Here is a 1,193-nt window from a genome sequence, read left to right on the forward strand (position 1 = left end):
GAAAACCGACATTTCGTATGCATTTATTATAAGACAGTAACGTCTTAAAATCACTATTATCAGTCACTACGCGTTTTTGAACAGCCACTAGCTACTGTCCGAGTGCTCTGATAACTTGCGGAACGAGCTTGTTGCCGCTTAATAAAACGGTGATCTTGCTCAATCAGATTATTGCGATATTTGGAGCACTGATGCACACCTTTGTGCAGATAGCCTTCCCTAGTAAGCTTTTTAATTGCCTTTAGGGTCGCTCCGTACTGATCAGTCACTAATCGATGTGGAAGACCATAGGTCTTTAAAAGGCGTTTGAGAAAATGATAGGCCGAGTTAAAGTCACGCTTCTTGCGCAGTTGAAAATCAAGCGTAAGACCTTGATCATCAATGGCACGGTAGAGGTAATTCCATTGACCTTTGATCTTGATGTAGGTCTCATCCATACGCCAACTTTTGGAAGTGCGCCGATGGCGCTTACGCCATAGAGCCCGCATAATCGGTGAGTAATGTTGTACCCAACGCATGAGGGTTGTGTGATGCACGAAAATACTACGGTCGCGCATCATTTCAACTAGATCTCGATAACTGATGTTGTAACGCAAGTAGTAGCCTACGGCAAAAGTAATCACCGATTGATTGAATTGCCGTCCTTTAAAATGATCAGTCATCTGAAAACCTCCAGTTTAAATTCATGATACAGGATGCACTCTCCCTGAGTAAACTTTGCACCAGAACCCTCAAAGCCACTAGGAGGGCCACCCCAATGAAAGATGGACGCAAGACGACTCACGCCGAACGCATCGAGATCGCACAATGGACTATCGCCAATGAGTTGAATTACGTTGAAGCGACAAAGCACTTCGATGTTTCATATGGACAAGTCTATGCATGGGTCAAGAAGTTCAATCAAGGAGGTGAATCGTCGCTCGCCGATCGTCGTGGCAAAGCCAAGGAAGATCATGGCCAACTTACTGAACTTGAAAAGAAAGATTTTGAGATCAAACGCCTTAAGGCGCGACTTGAATACGTCTCAACGGAGGCCGCCGTGCTAAAAAACTTCAGGAAATAGAAAGAAGGAATGCCGCTCAGACGAGCAATATCAAACCATTCAACAACTCGCACAAGAGATAAATACAGACTCGGATGAAGACGGCATATAGCTTTACCAGGTAGGGCGTGCGGACAAATTCCTGGACTTC

Annotated in this window: 2 pseudogenes; one reads left to right on the top strand and one right to left on the bottom strand. The window is 44.8% G+C overall.

Annotated features, from left to right (window positions below):
- Window positions 1–77: 77 nt before the first annotated feature.
- Window positions 78–662, bottom strand: a pseudogene (locus FD01_RS15585) (IS6 family transposase); the annotation flags it as partial.
- Window positions 663–730: 68 nt separating this feature from the next.
- Between FD01_RS15585 and FD01_RS15590 the strand changes: the two are divergent.
- Window positions 731–1,125, top strand: a pseudogene (locus tag FD01_RS15590) (helix-turn-helix domain-containing protein); the annotation flags it as partial.
- Window positions 1,126–1,193 lie beyond the last annotated feature (68 nt).

This window comes from Lacticaseibacillus manihotivorans DSM 13343 = JCM 12514 (assembly GCF_001435035.1).
Taxonomy (GTDB): Bacteria; Bacillota; Bacilli; order Lactobacillales; family Lactobacillaceae; genus Lacticaseibacillus; species Lacticaseibacillus manihotivorans.